At 58.9% G+C, this 15,420-nt stretch carries 17 protein-coding genes and 1 other annotated feature; of the genes, 1 reads left to right on the top strand and 16 read right to left on the bottom strand.

Annotated features, from left to right (window positions below; all coding sequences use genetic code 11):
* Positions 1 to 13: 13 nt before the first annotated feature.
* The 4 genes from KJS47_RS14435 to lspA all read right to left on the bottom strand — a co-directional run bounded on the left by KJS47_RS14435 (position 14) and on the right by lspA (position 3,404).
* Entirely contained in the window at positions 14 to 919 is a 906-nt protein-coding gene (locus tag KJS47_RS14435; RefSeq protein ID WP_213525723.1) for an aspartate carbamoyltransferase catalytic subunit, read from the bottom strand.
* The gene (pyrR, locus tag KJS47_RS14430) at positions 919 to 1,470 is read right to left on the bottom strand and encodes a bifunctional pyr operon transcriptional regulator/uracil phosphoribosyltransferase PyrR (protein WP_213525722.1); all 552 of its coding nucleotides are present in this window, start codon (positions 1,468 to 1,470) and stop codon (positions 919 to 921) included. The genes KJS47_RS14435 and pyrR overlap by 1 nt, the downstream gene beginning before the upstream one ends.
* Positions 1,471 to 1,957: 487 nt before the next feature.
* Complete coding sequence (locus tag KJS47_RS14425; RefSeq protein WP_213525721.1) at positions 1,958 to 2,911, bottom strand: RluA family pseudouridine synthase; 954 nt, start codon at positions 2,909 to 2,911, stop codon at positions 1,958 to 1,960.
* The gene (lspA, locus tag KJS47_RS14420; protein ID WP_213525720.1) at positions 2,892 to 3,404 is read right to left on the bottom strand and encodes a signal peptidase II; all 513 of its coding nucleotides are present in this window, start codon (positions 3,402 to 3,404) and stop codon (positions 2,892 to 2,894) included. Before lspA ends, KJS47_RS14425 begins: the two co-directional genes overlap by 20 nt.
* A gap of 155 nt (positions 3,405 to 3,559) precedes the next feature.
* On the opposite strand from lspA, the gene KJS47_RS14415 reads away from it, so the two are divergent.
* Positions 3,560 to 4,306 carry a TraR/DksA C4-type zinc finger protein gene (locus KJS47_RS14415; protein ID WP_213525719.1) on the top strand — a complete coding sequence of 249 codons (747 nt, stop codon included), beginning with the start codon at positions 3,560 to 3,562 and terminating at the stop codon, positions 4,304 to 4,306.
* A gap of 100 nt (positions 4,307 to 4,406) precedes the next feature.
* Here KJS47_RS14415 and KJS47_RS14410 read toward each other — a convergent pair whose 3' ends face one another.
* From KJS47_RS14410 to spoIIGA, 12 genes are all read right to left on the bottom strand, one after another.
* Positions 4,407 to 4,733, bottom strand: coding sequence for a DUF5665 domain-containing protein (locus KJS47_RS14410; RefSeq protein WP_213525718.1), 327 nt, complete (start codon positions 4,731 to 4,733; stop codon positions 4,407 to 4,409).
* Between the two features lie 22 nt (positions 4,734 to 4,755).
* Positions 4,756 to 7,527, bottom strand: a complete 2,772-nt coding sequence (ileS, locus tag KJS47_RS14405) for an isoleucine--tRNA ligase (protein WP_213525717.1) — start codon at positions 7,525 to 7,527, stop codon at positions 4,756 to 4,758.
* 91 nt (positions 7,528 to 7,618) lie between these two features.
* Positions 7,619 to 7,899 (bottom strand) — a binding site (T-box leader).
* A gap of 136 nt (positions 7,900 to 8,035) precedes the next feature.
* A complete protein-coding gene (locus KJS47_RS14400) occupies positions 8,036 to 8,530 on the bottom strand; it encodes a DivIVA domain-containing protein (protein WP_213525716.1) in 495 nt (164 codons plus the stop codon).
* A gap of 96 nt (positions 8,531 to 8,626) precedes the next feature.
* On the bottom strand, positions 8,627 to 9,406 hold the full coding sequence (locus KJS47_RS14395; protein ID WP_213525715.1) for a YlmH family RNA-binding protein: 780 nt from the start codon (positions 9,404 to 9,406) through the stop codon (positions 8,627 to 8,629).
* Between the two features lie 2 nt (positions 9,407 to 9,408).
* Positions 9,409 to 9,693, bottom strand: coding sequence for a YggT family protein (locus tag KJS47_RS14390; RefSeq protein WP_213525714.1), 285 nt, complete (start codon positions 9,691 to 9,693; stop codon positions 9,409 to 9,411).
* Positions 9,694 to 9,698: 5 nt separating this feature from the next.
* Entirely contained in the window at positions 9,699 to 10,142 is a 444-nt protein-coding gene (locus KJS47_RS14385) for a cell division protein SepF (protein ID WP_213525713.1), read from the bottom strand.
* A gap of 37 nt (positions 10,143 to 10,179) precedes the next feature.
* Positions 10,180 to 10,875 carry a YggS family pyridoxal phosphate-dependent enzyme gene (locus KJS47_RS14380; RefSeq protein WP_213525712.1) on the bottom strand — a complete coding sequence of 232 codons (696 nt, stop codon included), beginning with the start codon at positions 10,873 to 10,875 and terminating at the stop codon, positions 10,180 to 10,182.
* Between the two features lie 10 nt (positions 10,876 to 10,885).
* Positions 10,886 to 11,755: a peptidoglycan editing factor PgeF gene (gene pgeF, locus KJS47_RS14375; RefSeq protein WP_213525711.1), complete on the bottom strand. Its 870-nt coding sequence runs from the start codon at positions 11,753 to 11,755 to the stop codon at positions 10,886 to 10,888.
* A 122-nt stretch (positions 11,756 to 11,877) separates the two neighbouring features.
* The gene (locus tag KJS47_RS14370; protein WP_213525710.1) at positions 11,878 to 12,189 is read right to left on the bottom strand and encodes a YlmC/YmxH family sporulation protein; all 312 of its coding nucleotides are present in this window, start codon (positions 12,187 to 12,189) and stop codon (positions 11,878 to 11,880) included.
* A gap of 294 nt (positions 12,190 to 12,483) precedes the next feature.
* A complete protein-coding gene (gene sigG, locus KJS47_RS14365; RefSeq protein ID WP_213525709.1) occupies positions 12,484 to 13,266 on the bottom strand; it encodes an RNA polymerase sporulation sigma factor SigG in 783 nt (260 codons plus the stop codon).
* A 164-nt stretch (positions 13,267 to 13,430) separates the two neighbouring features.
* Complete coding sequence (gene sigE, locus KJS47_RS14360; RefSeq protein ID WP_213525708.1) at positions 13,431 to 14,174, bottom strand: RNA polymerase sporulation sigma factor SigE; 744 nt, start codon at positions 14,172 to 14,174, stop codon at positions 13,431 to 13,433.
* Between the two features lie 46 nt (positions 14,175 to 14,220).
* Positions 14,221 to 15,150, bottom strand: coding sequence for a sigma-E processing peptidase SpoIIGA (gene spoIIGA, locus KJS47_RS14355; protein WP_213525707.1), 930 nt, complete (start codon positions 15,148 to 15,150; stop codon positions 14,221 to 14,223).
* Between the last annotated feature and the right edge of the window lie 270 nt (positions 15,151 to 15,420).

Here is a 15,420-nt window from a genome sequence, read left to right as displayed (position 1 = left end):
CTGCTCCTAAACGTCAGGACAGCGCTCGTTCCATAACGGCCATGCGGACCGGAACGCCGTGCCCCATCTGGGCAAAAATTTTGGAGCGGGGGTGTTCCACTAGCTCGTCGTCTATCTCGACGCCCCGATTGATAGGGGCCGGGTGCATGATGATCGCGTGATCCTTCAGCTTGCGCTCCCGCTCGACGGTAAGGCCGTAGCTGCTCCGATATTGTTCGGGCGTCGAGAACGCCTTCTCCTCGTGCCTCTCGAGCTGCACCCTCAGCATCATGACGACGTCGGCGTTCAGCGCCTCGTCCATCGTGACATAAGGGGCGAATTCGGCGAGCTCCGTGGCTCTCATCGACTCCGGGGCGCACAGCTGGACGCTCGCCCCCATCGTCCGGAGTGCCCACAGATTGGAACGGGCGACGCGGCTGTGGGAGATATCTCCGATAATCGAGACCTTCAGGCCTCTCAGATGGCCGAAGTGCTTGCGCATCGTATACAGATCGAGAAGCGCCTGCGTCGGATGCTCGTTGCTTCCGTCTCCCGCATTGATGAGCGGGATCTTCACATGCTCCGCCAGATGCTGGAGCAGGCCGTTCGGCTTCATCCGGATGACGCCGGCATGAATGCCCATCGCCTCCAGCGTTTTGACCGTGTCGTAGATCGATTCGCCCTTCTGGACACTCGAGACGGCGGCCGCGAAGTTCAGCACCTGTACGCCAAGCCGTTTCTCGGCTACCTCGAACGAGAAGCGCGTCCGGGTGCTGTTCTCAAAGAACATGTTCGCTACAAAGAAACCTTGGAACCAGGGATCGAGCTTGTTGCCGCTCTGCTCCCAGTAAGCGGCCCGGTCCAGCAGCTCGGTAATTTCCGATGCACTCTTGTCTTTCAAACCAAGCAGATGGCGTTGTTCCAGCGTCTTCAGCTGCATTAAGCTTCTCCTCCTCCTCGGTTGAATAGGACGACCTGGTCGCTTCCATCCACTTCCGCCAGCCGGACAACGATTTCTTCCAGCTTGGAGGTAGGGACGTTCTTGCCGACGTAGTCCGGGCGGATAGGCAGTTCGCGGTGCCCCCGGTCAATAAGGACAGCGAGCTGGATAAGCTGGGGACGGCCCATGTCCATCAAGGCATCCATGGCGGCCCGCACCGTGCGCCCGGTGAAGAGCACATCGTCGCAGAGGATGATCTTGCTGTTCTCCACCGAGAGCTTCTCCGGCAGAGCGTTGCTCGCGTCCCCTTCGTTCCTTCGATCGTCTCGGTATTGGGTGACGTCGATCTCCGCGACGGGCACCGGCACGCCTTCTATCTCTTGAATGCGCTGCGCGATCCGGCCTGCCAGGTAGATGCCTCGCGTGCGGATCCCGACGAGCGTGCATCCGTCGACGCCCTTGTTCTTCTCCAGAATTTCGTGGGCGATCCGGGTGAGCGCTCGTCGCATCGCCGTTTCGTCGAGCAGAACATGCTGTTCTTGGACGACCATCGCTGTCTCCTCCTGTTTGGCGGGGGAACCCGCTTGATTGCCTTGCTTTTCGCCTTTACCCGCAAAGTGATCCTTCGATCGCGTGGGAAACCGTTTGCCTCTCGGCTCCCGGCCCCGCTGCCGCGCAAAAACCCCCTTGCCCGAAGGACAAGGGGGTCTGAAGGTGCGGCTGTCCTGTCCGTCTCCCTGCTAAGGGTATACGGGTAGCATGAAAGGACGCTCGCAGCGTATTCATTCGATCACCTTGCCAGCCTCACGGGACTGATTTTAAAGGCGCTATTCAACTAAACGTAGTATCCCACTTTCGACAAAAAAAGTCAATAGACCGACTGAATAAGTTGGACGGCTCCCTGTTTAAGGAAGCCGTCCATAAAAATGGCGGCGGCCCATGAGGACCAGCCGCCCGACAGCCTAAGCTAACGCCATGCCCTCTCCCCCGTAAGCGGGAGAATCGGCAGCGGGCGCAGCGCTCCGGCATCATAAACTATTAGGAGTGGAGCCGCTGCAGCAGCTTCCCCATATCGTCCGGCAGCGGAGCCTCGAATTCGAGACGCTCGCCGGTTCTCGGATGGTCGAAGCCGAGCGCCGCCGCATGCAGCGCCTGTCCGTCCATGCCCATTCCTTTGCCGCGCCCGTATTGGGGGTCGCCGACAAGCGGATGGCCGATGAATTTCATATGCACGCGAATCTGGTGCGTCCTGCCCGTCTCCAGCTTGAGCTCCAGCAGCGTATGGGCGGCGAACCGCTCCAGCACGACGAAGTGCGTGACCGCCTGCTTGCTGTTGCGGTCGGTGACCGTGAACAGCTTGCGGTCCGCCGCGTCGCGGCCGATGGGCGCGTCGACGGTTCCCTGGTCGTGAGGAACGCGTCCCTGCACGACCGCTAGGTACTTGCGCGTGACGCTGTGCTCCTTGAGCTGTGCGGCAAGAGAAGCGTGCGCCGCGTCGTTCTTGGCCGCCATCAGGAGGCCCGACGTATCCTTGTCGATCCGGTGCACGATGCCAGGGCGGAGCACGCCGTTAATGCCCGACAGGTCCTTGCAGTGGTACATCAGAGCGTTGACGACCGTCCCGCTCGTATGGCCGGGCGCCGGATGGACGACCATGCCCCGAGGCTTGTTGATGACGATGACATCCGCATCCTCGTACACGATCTCGAGCGGGATGGGCTCCGGCAGGATGGCCGCTTCCTCCGGCTCCGGGATGACGACCGTCACCTGGTAGCCCGTCTGCAGCTTCAGATTCGGCTTGGCGCCGCGCCCGTTGACCTGCGCGTGCCCATCCTTGATCCACTGCTGGATCTGGGAGCGGGAGATGCCCTCCTCGTCTCCCAGCGCTTCGGTCAAAAACTTGTCCAGACGTTCCCCTGCCGTCTCGGCGTCAATTGTCCACTCCTGGCTGTCGGCCTCGTCCGGAAGCAAATCACGATTGCTGGGATTCATTGCGGGCTTCCTTTCTCTCCTGCGACCAGGACCGAAGTGAATCGATCAGCAGGAGCAGAACTCCGATAACGATCGCCGAGTCAGCTACGTTGAAGATGGGATAGATATAGTCGACCTGTTTGCCGAACAGGGGGAACCGAAACCAGAGTTGAAAGAAGTCGACGACCTCTCCCGTCAGCGCGCGGTCCAGAAAATTACCGAGCGCGCCCCCGAGCAGCAGGCTGAGTGCGAACGGCAGCAGCCGTTTGCTTTCTTTGCGAACCTTGTTCAGATAGTAAACAATGCCGGCGACGACAAGCGCCGTGATGACAAGAAAGAACCAGCGCTGGTCCTGCAGAATGCCGAAGGCCGCTCCCCGGTTCCGGTGAGAGGTAATTTGGAAGAATTCTCCGATCACCGGCACGGTTTCTCCGAGCTCCAGATTGCGGACGATGAGCCATTTGGTTATTTGATCGACCACGAATACAGCCAAAGCAATAAGATAATAGAGCAAAAGATGTTCCTCCCTGGAACCATGATTTCCTTGTCCACCAAGGAATTCCCTTAGTAGCGGACACCGCAAGGGCAACAATAAAGCAAGAAAAGCAACCGAACCCGGCAAGATGGGAATTCAAGAGTCCCTCTGCCGGTCGGAAGGGAGAGTTTTGCATGCACCAGTTGACAAACGACCAGCTGAGCAGGCTGCGGGAGCAACTGCAAAACGAAGAGCGTGCGCTCGCCGAGACCTTGCAGGACAACCACCATCTGGGACTCGACGACGCGCTACGCGACGCGACCGGCGAGCTGTCGGCGTACGATAACCATCCAGGCGATCTCGGCACCGAGCTGTTCGAGCGCAGCAAGGATATCTCGCTGAATGAGAGCATGGAAGCTCGGCTAATTGAGGCGCGGGATGCACTCGGACGTTTGGAAGCCGGCGAATACGGACACTGCTCTGTGTGCGGCGAACCAATTCCATTCGCTCGTCTGGAGGCGGTGCCCGCCACCCGCTTCTGCATCGATCACTCTCGCGAGACATCCGTATCGGACCGGCGTCCCGTGGAGGAGCAGCTGATGGCTCCGCCGTTCGGGCGGACGAGCCTGGACGAGCACGAGAGCACCCAAACCGAATTCGACGGCGAAGATGCGTGGCAAATCGTCGAGAGCTGGGGCACCTCCAATTCCCCTGCAATGGCGGAGGGCAATGAAGTGACCGACTACAACGACATGGCCGTCGAAGACGACGAAAATGTCGGCTACGTCGAACCGTTTGAGAGCTTTCTCGCGACCGACCTGTATGGCCAAGGCATTACGATCTACCGGAGCAAAGCTTATCGCGACTATATGGACAACGGCGAGGGTGAACGGCTGCTCGAGCCGGATGCCGAAGATCCGGGTGACGGCTTACGCTTTTAGGCCGCTTGCAGAAAACCGATCCGAATGGGGTCGGTTTTCTTGCCGTCCCGGTTAGCGAAAGGCTCGTCGGCTCCGGATCGGCAGACCGTTCCTCTCATGCTTAGTAACGCCGGTTGTCCAGTGACGCCTGAACATGCTGGATGATGTCGGCGATATAATCGCCCACGATCGGCAGGTTGAGGGCGCCGAGTGCCTGCAGCAGGTAGATGGCTGTCGAGGTCAGCAGCGTGAAGCCGACCGCGATGCCGAAGCCGCGCGCGATGCCGCCCAAAAAATGCCCCCACAGCATCCTCTTCGGCCGTTCCAGCATCGTGACATAATCGGCCAGCCGGGCCTTCTCCAGATCGGAAGCCAGCTTTCCTACTCGTTCACTAAGCTGCTGGAGCAGCAGACTCTGCTTCTCGTCCTTGTCGACCGGACCGGCCATGCGCATCTCTCCTTAAACGGACTTACTCTTCGTTCGAATCAAGCGCGGAGACGACTTCCGCACACCGCGGGCAGAGCGTCGGATGATCCGCGTCCGTCCCTACGTCCGGCGTTACGATCCAGCACCGCTCGCATTTCTCGCCTTCGGCGTTCGATACGGCAACTGCCACATGCTTTCCGCGGCTCGCCTGCTCCGGTGCCGCTTCGCCCTCCGCCACCTTCACGCCGGAGACGATGAACAGCTCATCGAGCTTGTCGAACTGCTTCAGCAGCTCCGCCGCTTCTGCGGTCGGATAGAGCGTCAGCGAAGCGCCCAGCGAGTTGCCAATGACTTTGGCCGCACGAGCCTCTTCCAGCGCCTTGAACACTTCCTCTCGCACGTCCAGGAATTGTTCCCACTTCCGCTCCAGCGCTTCGTCGTACTGAGCGGCGTCCGCTTCCGGCATGTCGGTCAGCTGAACGCTGAATCCTTCGAAGCCAGGGATATATTTCCACACCTCGTCGGCCGTATGCGGGAGGATGGGGGCAATTAATTTAGTTATTGCCGTCAGCGCTTCGTATAATACCGTTTGAGCCGCTTTGCGTCCCGGATCAGCAGGCGCGCTTGCATACAGGCGGTCCTTCACGATATCGAGATAGAAGGCGCTCATTTCTACGGCACAGAAATGATGCACCGCCTGGTAGACGACATGGAAATCGTAGCTGTCGTATGCCTTGAGCACCCGGTCGATCATCCGGTTCAGCTGAATAAGGGCGAACCGGTCCAGCTCGTTCATCTCCGCCGCAGCCACACGATCGGCTGCCGGATCGAAGCCGTTCAGGTTGCCGAGGAAGAACCGCAGCGTATTGCGGATTTTGCGGTACACCTCCGTCGTCTGGCTCAAGATGGCGTCGGAGATCCGCACGTCCGCCTGATAGTCTACCGACGAAACCCACAGCCGCAGAATATCCGCGCCGAGCGAGTTGCTCACCTTATTCGGATCGACCGTGTTGCCGAGCGACTTGGACATCTTCCGTCCTTCTCCGTCCAGCGTGAAGCCATGGCTGAGAATGCCCTTATAAGGCGCATGTTCCCGAACGGCCGTCCCTGTAATGAGCGACGAGTTGTACCAGCCGCGGTATTGGTCCGAGCCCTCCAGATACAGATCTGCAGGCCATTGCAGCTCCGGACGCTGAGCCAGCACAGCAGCGTGGCTCGAGCCCGAATCGAACCAGACATCCATGATGTCGGTTTCCTTGCGGAATTCTCCGTGGCCGCATGCCGGACAAACCGTCCCCTCCGGCAGCAGCTCTTGCTCGCTGCGCTGGAACCAGGCGTTCGAGCCTTCCTTGGCGAAGATCGAAGCGACATGCTCGATTGTCTCTTCGTTTACGACCGGCTGGTTGCAGCTACGGCAATAGAAGATCGGAATCGGCACGCCCCAGGCGCGCTGGCGAGAGATACACCAGTCTCCGCGGTCGGCGATCATGTTATGGAGACGCACCTCGCCCCACTCGGGCGTCCATTTCAGCTGCTTGATCTCCTCGAGCATCTTGTCGCGGAACTTGTCGATCGAAGCGAACCACTGCTCCGTCGCCCGGTAGATGACCGGTTTTTTGGTCCGCCAGTCGTGGGCGTACTGGTGCTGGATCGAGCTTTTTTTCAGCAGATGGCCCGACTGCTCCAGGCGCTCCATAATCGGCTCGTTTGCTTTCTCGTAATACAAACCCTCATAGCCGGGAGCCTCGGCCGTGAATTTGCCCTGATCGTCGATCGGGCACAGCACGCCGATGTTGTAGCGCTGGCCGACCAGGAAGTCGTCCTCCCCGTGCCCAGGCGCTGTATGCACGCAGCCGGTACCGGCATCGAGCGTAACGTGATCGCCCAGCATGACGAGCGAGTCTCGGTCGTAGAACGGATGCTTGGCCACAACTCCCTCAAGCTCGACGCCCTTGACCTTGCTCAGCACCTCAACCTGCTCCCAGCCGATCTCCTTGGCGACTGTCTCCAGCAGCCCCTCGGCCAGCAAGAGCTTGCGCCCGTCAGCGGACACGACCACGTAGTCGTATTCCGGATTGACACTGATACCGAGGTTCGCCGGCAGCGTCCAAGGCGTCGTCGTCCAGATAACGATGGCCGCGTCCTCCGGCAGCTTGCCTTTCCCGTCCTTCACCTCAAACGCCACATAGATGGACGGGGAGGTCTTCTCCTTATATTCGATCTCCGCTTCAGCCAGGGCACTCTCGGAGGAAGGCGACCAATAAACCGGCTTCAGCCCTTTATAAATGTAGCCTTTGCGCACCATTTCGCCGAACAGGCGGATTTGGGCCGCCTCATATTCCGGCTGGAGCGTGATGTACGGGTTGTTCCAATCGCCCCGGACGCCGAGCCGCTTGAACTGGGTCTTTTGCTTCTCGACCCACTGCAGAGCGTAGTCCTTACAGTATTCGCGGAATTCCGGCACGCTCATCTTTTTGCGGTCGACCTTGCCGCTGTTGGCGATCGCCTGCTCGATCGGCAGACCGTGCGTGTCCCAGCCGGGCACGTACGGCGCGTCGAAGCCGCGCATCGATTTGTAGCGGACGATGACGTCCTTCAGAATTTTGTTCAGCGCGTGGCCGATATGGATATCCCCATTCGCATAGGGAGGTCCATCGTGCAGGATGAACTTAGGCTTGCCGGCGTTGTGCGCCTGCACCTTGCCGTACAGGTCGTTCTCCTCCCACCATTGCTGCATCTTCGGCTCCGCTTGCGGCAAATTGCCGCGCATCGGAAAATCGGTCTTGAGCAAATTGAGCGTTTTGCTGTAATCCATTCGTTTCGTCCACTCCTTCAAGTCGTCGTCATCTGGCTTCGCAGTCTTTTCCACAGGGGAAAAGGGCCGGAAACGAAAAAAAGCCCCGCCCCAAAGGGACGAGAGCATACTCGCGGTACCACCCTAATAAGGCATGACTTCCGGTTCTCCGGATCGCCGTTCGCCTCACTCCTGCAATCGTTAACGGAATTACCCGATTCTCTCTACTTGGATAAGCGCCTGCCCTGCGCGCTTCCAGCGGCAAAAGGCCGGTCTGTCGTTCAAGAGAATACTCCCGGAGGATATTCGGACGTCTCTATTCATTAGGCTCTCACCATCCCTAATTCGCTGAGAACGAGCTCCCGTCCTACTTGTTCCGGTCATCGCTTTGGTCATCGCATGCACTTAGTTGCTAGGGAGAAGTATAGCGAATTTCACAATTCCCGTCAACTGATGCCAAAAGGGCGGCCTACGAAGCAGGATCGGCCGGCCGCCCGGCCGATCCTCCCCTTGTATTCGCTCTCTCGGATTATCCCGCCGAGCGGCTATAGTCTGTCGTCAGCTTGCCCTCCAGCGCATCCCAGCTCTCGGTGTTCAGAAGCTCGAGCTGCGCCTCGAGCAGGGTGCGGAACCGCGTGCGGTAAACCGACGCCTGCTTCTTGAGTTCTTCGATCTCAAGGGCGACCTTGCCCGACTTGACCAGCGACTCGTTGATGATCCGGTCGGCGTTCTTCTGGGCTTCGCGGATGATGAGCTCGGCTTCCTTCTTTGCGTTGTTCTTGACCTCGTCTGCTGCCTCCTGAGCGACGATGATCGTCTTGCTGAGAGATTCCTCTATATGGTTGAAATGATCCAAGCGCTCCTGTAGGCCGCCGATCTGATTGCCCAGCTCCTTGTTTTCCCGCATGAGGAGCTCATAATCCTTGATGACCAGATCGAGGAATTCGTTCACCTCGTCTTCGTCATAGCCCCGAAAAGTGCGCTTGAATTCCTTGTTATGTATGTCCAAAGGCGTAAGCGGCATGGTGCACCTCCACAAAATATAAGGATCGTCTTCCGATCTCGGTAACGGTACTATTCGACATCCGGGGCTCGATTCCTTCCGTACGCCTCAACAAAATTAACTGTATTTCCCTACCTTGACCCGCATTCTCCCTTTTTTCGTCATCCCCTCGACCGCCAGGACGCGGAACCTTCCGAAGCCCTTCAGCGAGACGACATCCCCGTCCTTGAGCGGCTTGCTCGGATCTTCCTCGGCCTTCCAGTTGACCCTGCAGCGGCCCGCCTTGATCGGCACGAGCGCCTTGGCCCGGCTCAGCCGGAATACGTCGCTCAGAATGCCGTCCAGACGCAAAGAGGCCACCGACAGGCTCATCTCTTCCAGCGTCTCGGGGCTGGTCTGCAGCTGCTCAAGCGGGAGCAGCTCGGTCTGGACATGAACGCGGTGGACCTGCTGGAGATGGAGGCGGAGGAACTCCGCTATCTCCTCCGTCACGAGAATATGACATCCCTGCTCCAGCACATGGATGTCGCCGATCTTTTCTCGCTTGATGCCAAGTCCGAGGACGGCTCCCATATAATCGCCATGCTCGAGCTCGGCCAGCTTGGCGTCGTCAGAGGTTATCGAAAGCACGACGATCCCAGCTGGCTCCTCCGCGGGATCGCGGTAATCCGGAGCGAGAATCGCCCGCTTCCGTTCCGCTTCCTCATAGCCGCCGTTTAATGCGACAACCACGTCGCTGGACCGGTTCGCGAGCGCCAGGACAATCTCGCCTTGGCGCGGATCGAGAAAATCGGTTCGCTTGACCGAGTGGTTCTCAGCCTGCCGGACCCAATCGGCGGCGCGATCGACGAAGGCATGCTCGTCGGGATGGTAATGCGTCAGCCAGTCCTTGCTCATGGCTAGGACGCCATCCCGAACAACACTTCGATGATAGCGATAATCCCCTGCACGACGAAGTTAAGGGCGATCAACGCGATGATCGGGGACAGATCCAGCATGCCTCCGATCGGAGGAATCAGCTTGCGGAAGGGAGACAGATACGGCTCCACGAGCTTAGACAGCCAGACGCCAACGATGCTCTCCCGGGCGTTGGGAAGCCAGGACAGAAGAACATAGGCAATGATGACATAGGTGTAAATGCTGCCGAGAGTAGTGATGAATTTTTCAATGGCGAATAGATCCAAACTGGTCACCTCGTATTAGTAAAATCGGTCTCGTCTTCCATCATCTCTTTAATGGCGCCCTGAATTTCCACCGAATCGGGGGTGCACAGGAAGATGCCGGGTCCGATCTTGGAGATCATGCCGTTCAAGGCATAAACGGTCCCGCTCAAGAAATCCACGATGCGCATCGCCTGGTCGGAGCGGACCCGCTGCAGGTTGACGATCACGGAGCGCCGGGAGCGGAGATGGTCGGCAATATCCTGGGTTTCTTCATAAGAGCGCGGCTCGCAGAGAATGACGCGGACATTTTTCTGGGAATGGATACTGACAATATTGCTCCCTTTACTTTTACGAGCTTCGAACGGATTGGTTTCATGCTCTTCCGCAGCTTCGGCCGCCCGCTCCCTGTCCATTCCGTCCTCTTCCTCCTGGAGCCCCAGGAAATTCATAAACCGATTCATGACACCCATTGCTCAATCTCCTCCTTTTGCGTCCGACTCCGGTCTGTCAGCCTTCCTTGCCGACCAGCACCGTTCCGAGCCGGATCCATGTCGCCCCTTCTTCAATCGCAATTTCAAAATCGTTCGACATGCCCATCGACAACTGCTGGACCTGATACGGCAGCAGCGCCCGGGCATTCAGCTCGTCCCGCAGCTCCCTGAGCCGCCGGAAGACCGGCCGAGTCTGCTCCGGCTCCATCTCGTAGGGGGCCATCGTCATGAGACCGGCTATGCGGATGGCGGGAAGCTCCTTCAGCTGCTCGACGAACGGAACCAGCTGCTCCTCGGCCATGCCGAACTTGCTTTCTTCTCCGGAGATGTTCAGCTGGATCAGGCAGTTAGCCGTCACGCCCAGCTGCTCGGCCTTCCGGTTGATCTCGTTAGCCAGCGACATCCGGTCCAGCGAATGGATATAAGCGAACTTTCCGATGACATCCTTGACTTTATTCGTCTGGAGATGGCCGATAAAATGCCACTCGGCCGCGTCTCCAATCGCTTCCCACTTAGGCTTCACGTCCTGCCAGCGATTCTCTCCGATCCGCGTGTAGCCGAGGCTTACCGCCTGCCGGGCCGTCTCCAGCGAAACGTACTTCGTCACGGCAATGACCTGCACGCTCTCCCGGGAACGGCCGCTGCGCTCGCAAGCGGCCGCCACGCGTTCTTCCACTTCTCTGGCTCTCACTTCGAACTGCTGCAAACTCATAAGACTTCCTTCACTCCGTTCTATTGTCCCCGGACCGCCAGCCTATCCAAGCCAGCATGCGGCCGGTCTTCCCCTGCTCCTTGCGGTGGGAGAAGAAGGCGTCGGTGCGGCAGCTGGTGCATAAACTAGTAAGTTCGATACGAGACGGCAGGATTCCTGCTTTTATCATAATTTGTCGGTTCAGCCGTTGCAAGTCAAGCATCGCATGTCCTTCGCCGGCCGGCCTGAGAATGGGATGCGTGGGCGCGTCGGCTGCCTCGGGCAGCTCCTTGAGCAGTCCGCGCACCCGGTCCGCCACCCGGTCGTCGACCTCGTAGCAGCATGGCCCGATCGAAGGACCGACCGCGGCGAGCAGCTCGCCGGGCCGGCTTCCGAACCGCTCCTGCATCGTCTGTACGACCGCCTCGGCGATGCAGCCGACCGTTCCCTTCCAGCCGGCGTGCGCGATCCCGACAACTCTATGCTCGGGGTCCAGGAAATAGAGCGGCACGCAGTCGGCGAACAGCGCGGCGAGACAGAGCTCCGTGCGGTCGGTGACGAACGCGTCCGTATCTCCGAACGCCGATGCCCGCTCGGTCGTCCCCCTGCCCCGATCCTCCTCGGTGACGACCGCGACCCGGGTGCCGTGCACCTGCTCGCCGAACGTCCAGCGGCCGAGCGGAATGCCGACTGTTTCGGCCAGTATCTCCCGGTTGCGCACGACATCGTCCGGATCGTCCGCGACATGCAGACCGCAATTCAGCGAATCGAAGGCGCCGTAGCTGACGCCTCCCAGACGGGACGTGAAGCCGGCGGTCAGGCCGGGAACTCTCTCCATCCATTCCGCAAGCAAATACACCCCCGGCTTGTCCCGCTTTTCAGCAGATACGAACGGTTCCATATTCGGTCTCCTTTTCCAAGTACAGTTCCTCCCATTGTACCACAGTCGGCGCACGCGGTCAGGCCGGACGGGAACGGGACGGGGAGACGGCGCTCCCCGCAGCATCTGCGCCGGTCTGCCCGTTAGGCGTCTCTGCGCTCGTTCCCGTTCCGGTAGGGCCGGTATTCGGCTGCCTCCCCTTCGTCGGCGCGGTACGCCTTCGTCTCGTCCAGCTTGACCAGCACGACGTCCATCCCAATCTTAACGATATTGCGCCAGGGAATCACCACGTCGGTCCCGTTGCCGAAGAAGCCGAAAAACCGCCCTTGATGGGGAACAACGATCGAATCGATCCGTCCCTGCCGGAGATCGAGCTCCAAGTCGCTTATCTGGCCTAGCTTCTTGCCGTCGACAATGTTCACGACATCCTTGGACTGGAAATCCGATATTTTCATGGCGTCATCACCGTCCGCTCTCTCATGATTGCGCTGCATCAGCCTATCCGCTCGTATCCAGTATATGAGCCGTCCGCCCAAAAGTGACATCCCCGTGCCTGTACAATTCATTCGGCGGCCGAAGCCCTTCCTGAAGGCAAGGCTTCGGGAAAGCTCGGAACGGCAAAGGCCAAGCGCCAATCCCGCGAAGGCATTCCATGAACCCATTCCTTCCTTCGAATGACGGTTAAAAGAACAAGAAAACGGCCTCCGGCAGTGCTGGAGGCCGCTTCCCGCGGCGGACGATTTGCCCGCTTACGATTTGACATGCTTTTGCATTTGCGAAATGGCCGATTTCTCGAGCCGGGACACCTGCGCCTGAGAGATGCCGATTTCCTCGGCCACCTCCATCTGCGTCTTGCCGTCGTAAAACCGCATCGACAAAATCATCTTCTCGCGGTCGTTCAGCTTTCGCATCCCTTCCCGAAGGGCGATCCCCTCGATCCAGGACACATCCTTGTTCCGGTCGTCGCTGATCTGGTCCATTACGTAGATCGGGTCTCCGCCGTCATGGTAGATCGGCTCGAACAGGGAGACGGGGTCCTGGATGGCGTCCAGGGCGAACACGACGTCCTCCTTGGGCACATTGAGCGCCTCGGATATTTCGTAGATCGTGGGCTCCCGGCTGTTCACGTTCGTCAGGTTGTCTCGCACTTGCAGCGCCTTATACGCAATATCGCGGAGCGACCGCGACACGCGGATCGGATTGTTGTCCCGCAAATACCGCCGGATTTCCCCGATAATCATCGGGACCGCATATGTAGAGAACTTCACATTCTGGCTCAAGTCAAAGTTATCGATGGCTTTCATCAAGCCGATGCAGCCTACCTGAAACAAATCATCCACAAACTCGCCGCGGTTGTTGAAGCGTTGAATGACGCTGAGGACCAGCCTCAGGTTGCCGTTCACGAGCTTCTCTCTCGCGTCCAGCTCCTTCTCGTTCTGCAGCCGGCCGAACAGCTCGCGCATTTCCGTATTCGTAAGCACGGGCAGTTTGGCTGTATCTACGCCGCATATCTCGACTTTGTTTCGGGTCACCGTGATTACCTCCCAAGGAGCAACATTACTGTAAATTATCTCCTCGGTTTTCGATTTTATGCGCCTCACTCCCCTCACTCCCCTCCCGTCTGTCCCTCCCAAAGGATGTGCAAACGCTCTCTCCCAGGCGGTAAAAAGAAGCCCGGAGCGCTCGCTCCGGGCCTTTAGACCATCTTGTTAAATTCTTTGCGCAGCCGCTTGATGATCCGTTTTTCGAGCCGCGAAATGTACGATTGCGAGATGCCGAGCATGTCGGCGACATCCTTCTGTGTCTTCTCCTCGCCGTTTTGGAGGCCGAACCGAAGCTCCATGATGATCCGCTCCCGCTCGCTCAGCTTGTCGAGCGCCTTGTGCAACAGCTTGCGGTCCACCTGCTCCTCGATATTTCGGTAAATGGTGTCGTTCTCGGTTCCAAGCACGTCGGAGAGCAGCAGCTCGTTGCCGTCCCAGTCGATATTGAGCGGCTCATCGAACGATACCTCCGTCCGGATCTTGCTGTTCCGCCGCAAATACATCAAAATCTCGTTTTCGATGCACCGCGAGGCGTAGGTCGCCAGCTTGATCTTCTTCTCGGGGTCGAAGGTGTTGACCGCCTTGATCAGGCCGATCGCTCCAATCGACACAAGATCCTCGATATTGATGCCCGTATTCTCGAACTTCCGGGCGATATAGACGACGAGACGCAGGTTACGCTCGATTAGCATCGCCCGGATTGCGGCGTCGCCCGTCGACAGCTTTTGCAGCAGAAATTCCTCTTCCTCTCTCGTCAAGGGCGGCGGGAGAGCTTCACTGCCGCCGATATAATAGATCTCGTTGCCCTTCAGGCCAAGCAAGAGCAGGAGCCGGTAATAGTGGATTTGCAGCGACATTCTCCATTTGAACAGCTTGGTTGTACCCGTTAACAGCATGGATTCGTTCCTCCTCATGGCTTATGTCCTTCGCTCGCCCCGTCTCCTAGCTGGCGGCGGAGAGAGAGGCGACCAGGTCGGGATGGAGAATGGCTTCGTAGCCGCCATCCTCGCTCAGCCTTCCGGCGTCCAATCCGACCAGCACCTTGGTCGACTCCAGCCATTCGCCTTGGTAGTGAACGCTTACTCCGTCCGGCTTAATGGCCAGCATGAACTGCGTTCCTTTGTTGATGCCCCGATACGGGACCAGCCGAAGGCGGTCCTGCCAGCGGAACGCCTCGGCTTCCAGTCCCGCGACCAGCTGATCGACCTCACTCCGCCGGATCCTCTCGTTCCACGAATCCGGCAGCTCCTCTAACAGGCTCGTCTGGACAACCATGACCGGTGTCCGGGTCAGCGGATCGTACAGCCGGTTGCCCGTATCGATCAGCGCTTTGCAGCACACCGTGCTGTCCTCGATCCGGATGCGCACCTCTGCGAGCAGCTGGGCGAGGTTCTCCTGCTGCCGCTTGCCGGTCACGAGCTTGCGGAGCAGGAAGAGCCCGAGCGGAATGCCCACCCCGATAACGCCGATCCCGGTCGACAGCTGAAACCGGAATCCGCCCGACTGCGTGAGCCAGATGCCAGCCAGCGTCTCCGCCGAGGTCAGAAAAAAATAATGAAGGCCGAAGATGGCGCCGGCCGTGACAAAATTAATGACATAAAAGGCACCGAGGGTGCGCAAAAACGGAAGCGTCCCGCCAAATCCAAAGGCGATCCCAATCATTCCGACGGACACCAGCAGCTTGACCACGAACGTAAACAACAGGGAAAGCTCGGGGTACAGGAGCAGGAGCGAATAGCCGGCTCCTAGCCCAGCGGCTGCCGTCAGCCTCAGCCAGCTTGCCCGTTTGCCCCGCAGGCGGGCGGTGGCGTACAACAGCCCTCCGTCGATCGCCAGGTTCCACAAGAATATGAGATCCAGATAGATTACCACTCTCCTATCCTCCCACCTTCTTCCGACGGTTGACCCCAGTATATAGCGTCCTCGCTCCAAAGTCTGTCTAACGGTGATGGTTGCTAGCCGGTTTTTTTGTCGAAGTAGAACAAGTATATGCGCCTTGTGCGCTAGACATGCCCCGGCGCAGTCCGCGAAACGAAACGCCGGACTTGGTCTGAGAGAGGGCGTCGATCGTTGCTGCTAGACATAAAAAAAGACCCCTCATGGGGCCGTTTCCGGCTCATCAAGGGGTCTCTTGCCACACCG

Source organism: Paenibacillus sp. J31TS4 (assembly GCF_018403265.1).
In the GTDB taxonomy this organism is placed as follows: domain Bacteria; phylum Bacillota; class Bacilli; order Paenibacillales; family NBRC-103111; genus J31TS4.
Note: the sequence above shows the minus strand (reverse complement) of the source record. Positions and strands in the feature narration are given on the sequence as shown.

What these genes read in the sequence shown, in the direction of transcription:
- KJS47_RS14435 (WP_213525723.1), bottom strand. Translation starts at nt 919, where the DNA reads ATGCAGCTGAAGACGCTGGAACAACGCCATCTGCTTGGTTTGAAAGAC.
- ileS (WP_213525717.1), bottom strand. Translation starts at nt 7,527, where the DNA reads ATGGATTACAGCAAAACGCTCAATTTGCTCAAGACCGATTTTCCGATG.
- KJS47_RS14410 (WP_213525718.1), bottom strand. Translation starts at nt 4,733, where the DNA reads ATGGCCGGTCCGGTCGACAAGGACGAGAAGCAGAGTCTGCTGCTCCAG.
- pgeF (WP_213525711.1), bottom strand. Translation starts at nt 11,755, where the DNA reads ATGGAACCGTTCGTATCTGCTGAAAAGCGGGACAAGCCGGGGGTGTAT.
- pyrR (WP_213525722.1), bottom strand. Translation starts at nt 1,470, where the DNA reads ATGGTCGTCCAAGAACAGCATGTTCTGCTCGACGAAACGGCGATGCGA.
- KJS47_RS14385 (WP_213525713.1), bottom strand. Translation starts at nt 10,142, where the DNA reads ATGGGTGTCATGAATCGGTTTATGAATTTCCTGGGGCTCCAGGAGGAA.
- sigE (WP_213525708.1), bottom strand. Translation starts at nt 14,174, where the DNA reads ATGCTGTTAACGGGTACAACCAAGCTGTTCAAATGGAGAATGTCGCTG.
- KJS47_RS14395 (WP_213525715.1), bottom strand. Translation starts at nt 9,406, where the DNA reads ATGAGCAAGGACTGGCTGACGCATTACCATCCCGACGAGCATGCCTTC.
- KJS47_RS14400 (WP_213525716.1), bottom strand. Translation starts at nt 8,530, where the DNA reads ATGCCGCTTACGCCTTTGGACATACATAACAAGGAATTCAAGCGCACT.
- KJS47_RS14380 (WP_213525712.1), bottom strand. Translation starts at nt 10,875, where the DNA reads ATGAGTTTGCAGCAGTTCGAAGTGAGAGCCAGAGAAGTGGAAGAACGC.
- KJS47_RS14425 (WP_213525721.1), bottom strand. Translation starts at nt 2,911, where the DNA reads ATGAATCCCAGCAATCGTGATTTGCTTCCGGACGAGGCCGACAGCCAG.
- KJS47_RS14370 (WP_213525710.1), bottom strand. Translation starts at nt 12,189, where the DNA reads ATGAAAATATCGGATTTCCAGTCCAAGGATGTCGTGAACATTGTCGAC.
- KJS47_RS14415 (WP_213525719.1), top strand. Translation starts at nt 3,560, where the DNA reads ATGCACCAGTTGACAAACGACCAGCTGAGCAGGCTGCGGGAGCAACTG.